The sequence below is a fragment of the Nitrospirae bacterium CG2_30_53_67 genome, from assembly GCA_001873285.1.
Classification (GTDB): Bacteria; CG2-30-53-67; CG2-30-53-67; order CG2-30-53-67; family CG2-30-53-67; genus CG2-30-53-67.
Genome location: MNYV01000064.1, coordinates 1 through 6,627 on the forward strand (window position 1 = coordinate 1; position 6,627 = coordinate 6,627).

Consider the following 6,627-nt stretch of genomic DNA (forward strand, 5'->3'; position numbering starts at 1 on the left):
AGGGTTCGAGGATTCCAGGGTTACGCTTCGCGTGCCCCGCTTTTCTCTATCTTTGCCGTCTGCGACGGCTACTACACTGAGGTATCTTGGGGTCAAGGGGTCAAGTGTTTGTTTTCCAGTGATTTCATCAGATCCTTGAGCATCCGCTCAACCTCTTCAGAAAATCTTTTTGCTGTTTTTTAAATCTCCAAGCATCATTGATAAGACTGGGGCCCTTCCTTTAACTCCTTGTAGTTTTTGAGCACTTCACTTGACCCCTGGAATCCTTGATCCCTTGACCCCTGATGTTTTCACCCACTTTTTAAAGATGATCCAAACGATTCGAACGGCTTGAACCATTCCTTAATGACCCGCCCCGCCGTACAAGAAACATCGGACCCACCGGTTGTTTTCCCTGGGGATCAACGGAGGCGGAAGATGATCGCACGGTTTAAATCTTTCCGGACATCTTGTATGGAACAAACATCCCGGAGGAGGGTTGGAGGCGCTCGGGATCTCTCCCATCAGAGGGACCTTTTTACGCCGGAGAGTCGGATCCGGCACCGGAATCGCTGAAAAGAGCGCCTTGGTATAGGGATGAAGGGGGGATTCATAGAGATCGTTCCGGCCGGCGACCTCCATAATCTTTCCCAAATACATCACGGCCACCCTGTCGCACAGATACTCCACCACACTCAGATCGTGAGAAATAAAAACATAAGTTAGACCGTATCTCTCCTTAAGATCCCCGAGCAAATTCAGGACCTGCGCCCGAATCGATACATCCAGCGCCGATACCGGCTCATCGGCAATGATGATCCGGGGATGAACGGCCAGCGCACGGGCAATCCCCACGCGCTGCCTCTGCCCGCCGCTGAATTCATGGGGGTATTTGCCGTAGTCATCTTCTGAAAGGCCGACGTCCCGGAGCAAGGAGAGGACCTTCTCTGTTCTCTTGTTTTTTGAGAGTTGTCTTAGGTTGATCCTGATGGACTCCTCAATAGCCTCCCCGGCGGTCATGCGGGGATTCAGGGATGCAAAAGGATCCTGGAAGATGATCTGCATCTCGGACCGGATCTTGCGCATATCCGAACGGCTCTTTTTAAGGATATCCTCCTGGTGAAGGAGGATCTCGCCCTCGGTCGGTTCAACAAGGCGGAGGATGCACTTCCCGACCGTGGACTTCCCGCAGCCGGATTCTCCAACCAGTCCCAGGGTCTCGCCTTCATGAAGGGTCAGGTCCACGCCGTCCACGGCACGAACCATCTGCCGCCCCAGTTTCATGAAGCCTCTTTGAATAGGGAAATATTTCTTCAGTCCTTTGACTTCAAGAATGGCCGACAAGATGAACTCCAAATAGAGATCCAGGGTTCAAGGGTTCCAGGGTTCAAGGATTCAAGTGAAATACTTAAAGGCAAGCACAATCTCCAGAGAAAAACACTATAACACCTGAACCCTCGGCCCCTTATGTTTTGAGCACTTCACTCGACCCCTTGAACCCTTGACCCCTCGGACCCTCAGGTTCTTGAAAAGCACTTCACTCGACCCCTGGAATCCTTGACCGCTTGACCCCTGATATTTTCATGACGTGACCACCCCGACATGCTTGAAACACCGGACAAAATGTCCGGATTCCATCTCCACCAGATCAGGGTTCCGCTGCCGGCATTCTCCGGTGACATGGACGCAGCGATCCGAAAACTTGCACCATGGGGCGACATCAATCAGATCCGATACCGTGCCGGGAATGGCCTTGAGACGATCCCTCGCTCCGTGGCTGCCGATGCGGGGAATGGATTGCATCAGCCCGATGGTATAGGGATGACAGGGCCGTTGGAAAAGGTCCACGGTCCGGGCATGCTCCACAACCTCTCCGGCATACATGACCACGGTCCGATCCGCCATTTCCGCAATGACGCCGAGATCGTGTGTGATCATGAGGATGGACATGTCGGATTCCTCACGGATATTGCTCATGAGATCGAGGATCTGGGCCTGTATGGTCACATCCAGTGCGGTCGTGGGCTCGTCTGCAATCAGGATGGAAGGGCTCCCGGATAGGGCCATGGCGATCATCACGCGCTGCCGCATCCCTCCGGAAAGCTGGTGAGGATATTCAGAGATCCGCTGCTCCGGGGAAGGGATCTGCACCGATTTCAGAAGCTGCACGGTTTTATCCATGGCCTCCTTCTTCATGAGGTTCTGATGCGCCATGACGGCCTCTGCAATCTGGTCCCCGACTGTAAAGACCGGGTTCAGGGAGGTCATGGGCTCCTGAAAGATCATGGAGATCCTGTTCCCCCGAATTTTCCGCATCTCCTCGGAATCGAGTGCAAGGAGATTGCGGCCTTCAAACAAAATCTCCCCTGTGACCACCCTTGCCGGAGGCATGAGAAGAAGTCTCATGATGGAAAGGGCCGTTACGCTCTTGCCGCACCCGGACTCCCCCACCATACCGAGAACCTCTCCTTTTTCCAAGGTCAAAGAGAGATGATTCACGGCCTGCACCACACCGGCATCGGTATGAAAATGGATGGTCAGATTTTTGATTTCAAGGATGGGCATGGGATGATGGATTCCATAGGGACGACCCGGGATCGGGTATAACGAAAACAAGAGCCGATGGTTCAGCCGGCTTTTTTGCCTCCGCTCTCGACCAGTCGGAGAAAGGTTGAGGCCTCTCTGTTTTGCGGGTCGATCTGCTGCGCCGTATGCCACTCCTCTACAGCCAGGTCTTTTTTGCCTTGCTTGTAATAGGTCAGGCCGAGATGAAGAAAGACCGGCACATAGGCCGGATTGACGGTTTTTGCCTGCTGCAAATATTTGACCGCGTTGTTCAGATCCCCTTTCTCACGGTGAGCCAGTCCGATTTTGATGAGGATCTCCATAGAATTAGGCCGCATCTTCAATGCCATGAGGTATTCATGGATCGCTTCGTTGAACCAGCCGATCTCATGGTAGGCATCACCGGTTTCCACATGCATCCCCGCCAATTTCCCCTGCACAAATGGATCAATGAAATAAGGGGCGGACTGGACGATATCGGCCGCGTTTTTAAACACGGCTTCGGCTTCTTCAAACTTTCCACTTTCATTGAGGCAGATCACCAGATTCAACGCGGCTTCTGTATAATTCGGGTTGATTTCAAGGGCCTTGCGGAAGGATCGGGAGGCCTTGTTAAACTTGCCGTCCGCATGGTAGATCATCCCGAGTTTACTGTGGACCTCGGCAAGCTTCTCTTCTTGTTCAAGGACCATCTCAAAACACTTTCTGGCCTCTTCGAACTCCCCATGTGAAAAGTGCGTTTTCCCCCGGATGTACATCTCCTGAACGGCTTCTTTCATAGAAGGCTCCTTCTGATGGGTCGCATATGGTCAAACCCTAACCACCAACCAGTAGAGAACACAGAGTATTTCTCTCAGCACTCTGTGGTTTCATCTCTTACCCTTTTTGTGAAACTTTGACATGATCATTCTTTCTGGAATTCTAAACAATTCTGCCGGTGAATGCAACTTTTTTCAGGTTTTCAATAGGGTTCTTCTCCCATCCAGTGGGTAAGAAGGGTTCGAGGATTCCAGGGTTCAAGGGGTCAAGTGAAATACTGAAACGCAAGCAAAATCTCCAGAGAAAAACACTGGAACCCTTGAACCCTAGGACCCTCGGCCCCTTATGTTTTTAGCGCTTCACTTGACCCCTGGAATCCTTGACCCCTTGACCCCTGATGTTTTCACCCACTCTTTTGGAGATGACCTTTTAATATAAACACCCTCCGTGCAGATTCGGGCGGGCCTCCTCACTCAACGGGAAGGCCATGAGCCTTTACAGGAAACATTCACCGGCTCTTCTTTAAGAACCTGAAAAATTCCGATTCCGGGCCGATAAGCAGAAGGGTCTTGTCCGGCAATGATTTTTTATACGCATCCATAGACCGGATGAACTCAAAAAACTCAGGGTCATTCTGAAAGGCCTCCGCATAAATTTTAGTGGCTGAGGCATCCCCTTCGCCTTTGAGCTCCTGGGATTTTCGTTTTGCCTCGGCCAGGATGATGGTCTTCTCCTTTTCCGCCTCGGCCCGGATCTTCATGGCCGCCTCTTCACCTTCGGAACGGTACCTCTTGGCCTCCTGCTCCCGCTCCGCCTTCATCCGGTCATAGACATGTTTCTCATTTTCCGGCGGAAGGTCCGCTCTCTTGATCCGGACATCCACCACTTCGATCCCATAAGAGAGGGCCTTTCGGTTGGTATCCTGTGTCACCGTCTTCATGATCTGGGATCGGTTTTCTGAAACCATCTGGATGAGATCATATTTTCCGAGCTCCGCCCTGAGATTCGAGTAGATAATGTCGTCCAGGCGGGCCTGCGCCCCGAATTCATTCCGCATGGTCTGATAGAACCTCAGCGGGTCCTTGATTCTCCATTTTGCAAAGTTGTCCACCACCAGGTTCTTCTTATCCCTGGTAATGATTCCTTTAGCCGCCGCATCATATTCCAGAATCCGATTGTCAAAAAAGATGACCTGCTGGACAAAGGGGACCTTGACATGAAGGCCTGGGTCATGGATGGTCCGGACCGGCTTTCCCAATTGCACCAGAAGGGCCGATTCCGTCTGATCCACGGTAAAGAGAACCTGGGAGAGGGACAACATGGCCAGGATGATCAGGACGCCGGCCACGGCAGAAAGTTTTTTCATCTCTTCCTCCTTGCTTATGGTTTGGCCTTTTCCTGCCCGCCTTTTTCCATCAGCCGTTCGAGCGGGAGGTAGGGCAACACTCTTTCAGATACGTTCTGATCCAGGAGAACCTTTTCCATCCGGGGAAGGATCTCCTCAAGGGTTTCCAGGTAGATTCTGGTCCTCGTGACATCCTTAGCCTTCTTATACTCGGCAAGGACCTGAAGGAAGCGGCTGGCATCCCCTTTGGCCTCATTGATCTTGGCCTCACGGTAGGCCTGTGCCTCATTGATGATCTGCTGGGCCATACCCTTGGCCTTGGGGAGGATGTCATTTCGGTAACCCATAGACTGGTTCTCGATCTTTTCCTTGTCCTCTTTGGCCGAGGCCACATCCTTGAAGGCGGCGATCACCGGCTCGGGAGGGAGGACATCCTGCAGTTGGACCGCGTCCACCATGATTCCGACCTCGTACCGGTCCAGGATCCCCTGGAGCAGGGTCATGGTATCCTGCTGGATCTGGAACTTTCCCTCGGTCAGAACTTCATCGATCTTATTCTTGCCGACCACCTCGCGGATGGCTGCCTCTGCCGCATCCTTGATGGTCTTCTCCTGATCACGGATGTTGAAGAGATAAGAGACCGGGTCCTGGATCCGGTACTGCACAATAAACTCCAGGGCCACGATATTGGCGTCTCCGGTGAGCATCAGGGCCTCGGCGGGAACCTCCCGATACCGGGCCGGCGAACCGGAGTCGACGGTTCTAAATCCCACCTCCACCCGGTGAACCTTGGTCACCTTGGGCTTGAGCGCCGATTCCACAGGAAAAGGGATATGCCAGTGCGGGCCAGGCTGCGCAGTTCTCACCATCTTTCCGAACCGCTTCACCACCCCCATCTCATCCGGGGCCACAATAAAAATCCCGGATAAAACCCACAAGGCCAGAATCACCATCACGATGGCCCCTGCCCCCGGGATCTTATGCTTCAAAGACTTGAAAGACCGGAACGATTCTTCAAATTTTTTAACCATGTCTTCAATCGGCAGGGGGCCTTCACCCCACGGCCCGCCTCCCGGACTTCCTGGGTTCCACGGCATCAGTCCCTCCTTTCTGAAAAGTCCGGCTGCACCCGGATCCGATCACTTTTTTTTAGTCAACTAACGAAATTGAAATAATTTTTAGATAGTCTAATGGATTGTGAGATAAAGCGCAACAGGTATTGAAGGAATGGGGGTGCGACAAATTTATCAGAAAGCAAAACGGGATATCTATCCGACCTCCATCTCCTTGACGCGGAGTTCGTTCCCGGAGATGAGCTCGGACGAGATGCTCCCGCAATGGGTGCAGGTCATCTTGAATCCGCCGGCATTATATTCGGTCGAACAGGATAGGCATCTGACCTTAAGAGGAATCGATGTAATGGAAAGTTTCGCCCCTTGTGCAAGGGTATCCTGACTTAATTGTTCAAAATGAGTCTGCATTTCCTTGGTATCCAGGCCGCTCAGTTCACCGACCTCAATGACGACCCTGGTGATGCGGCTGGCTCCTTCGGCCTGGGCTTTTTCAATCAACTGTTTTAAGATCTCTCTGGTTACGGTCAGGCCGTCCATCATACCCTTTCATGATGATTTTTTATGGTTCTTCTCCCATCTAGTGGGTAAAAAGGGTTCGAGGATTCCAGGGTTCAAGGGGTCAAGTGAAATACTGAAACGCAAGCAAAATCTCCAGAGAAAAACACTGGAACCCTTGATCCCAAGATGCCTTAGTGTAGTAGCCGTCGCAGACGGCAAGGATAAAGAAAAACGGGACACACGAAGCGTAACCCTATGACCCTCGGCCCCTTATGTTTTTAGCACTTCACTTGACCCCTGGAATCCTTGACCCCTTGACCCCTGATGTTTTCACACACTCTTTTGGAGATGATCTTTTTTGTTATTATTATACCATAAATCAGGGAGACAATCCAATCCCCCGGTATT

At 52.0% G+C, this 6,627-nt stretch carries 6 protein-coding genes; all 6 read right to left on the reverse strand.

Annotated elements, in window-relative coordinates; all coding sequences use genetic code 11:
• Positions 1 to 342: 342 nt before the first annotated feature.
• Positions 343 to 1,326: a hypothetical protein gene (locus AUK29_03575; protein ID OIP64916.1), complete on the reverse strand. Its 984-nt coding sequence runs from the start codon at positions 1,324 to 1,326 to the stop codon at positions 343 to 345.
• Positions 1,327 to 1,560: 234 nt separating this feature from the next.
• Positions 1,561 to 2,544 carry a peptide ABC transporter ATP-binding protein gene (locus AUK29_03580; GenBank protein ID OIP64911.1) on the reverse strand — a complete coding sequence of 328 codons (984 nt, stop codon included), beginning with the start codon at positions 2,542 to 2,544 and terminating at the stop codon, positions 1,561 to 1,563.
• A gap of 62 nt (positions 2,545 to 2,606) precedes the next feature.
• Positions 2,607 to 3,323, reverse strand: a complete 717-nt coding sequence (locus AUK29_03585; protein ID OIP64912.1) for a hypothetical protein — start codon at positions 3,321 to 3,323, stop codon at positions 2,607 to 2,609.
• A gap of 488 nt (positions 3,324 to 3,811) precedes the next feature.
• Entirely contained in the window at positions 3,812 to 4,669 is an 858-nt protein-coding gene (locus AUK29_03590; protein OIP64913.1) for an HflC protein, read from the reverse strand.
• A gap of 14 nt (positions 4,670 to 4,683) precedes the next feature.
• Entirely contained in the window at positions 4,684 to 5,745 is a 1,062-nt protein-coding gene (locus tag AUK29_03595) for an HflK protein (GenBank protein ID OIP64914.1), read from the reverse strand.
• Positions 5,746 to 5,916: 171 nt separating this feature from the next.
• Positions 5,917 to 6,261: a hypothetical protein gene (locus tag AUK29_03600; GenBank protein OIP64915.1), complete on the reverse strand. Its 345-nt coding sequence runs from the start codon at positions 6,259 to 6,261 to the stop codon at positions 5,917 to 5,919.
• Positions 6,262 to 6,627 lie beyond the last annotated feature (366 nt).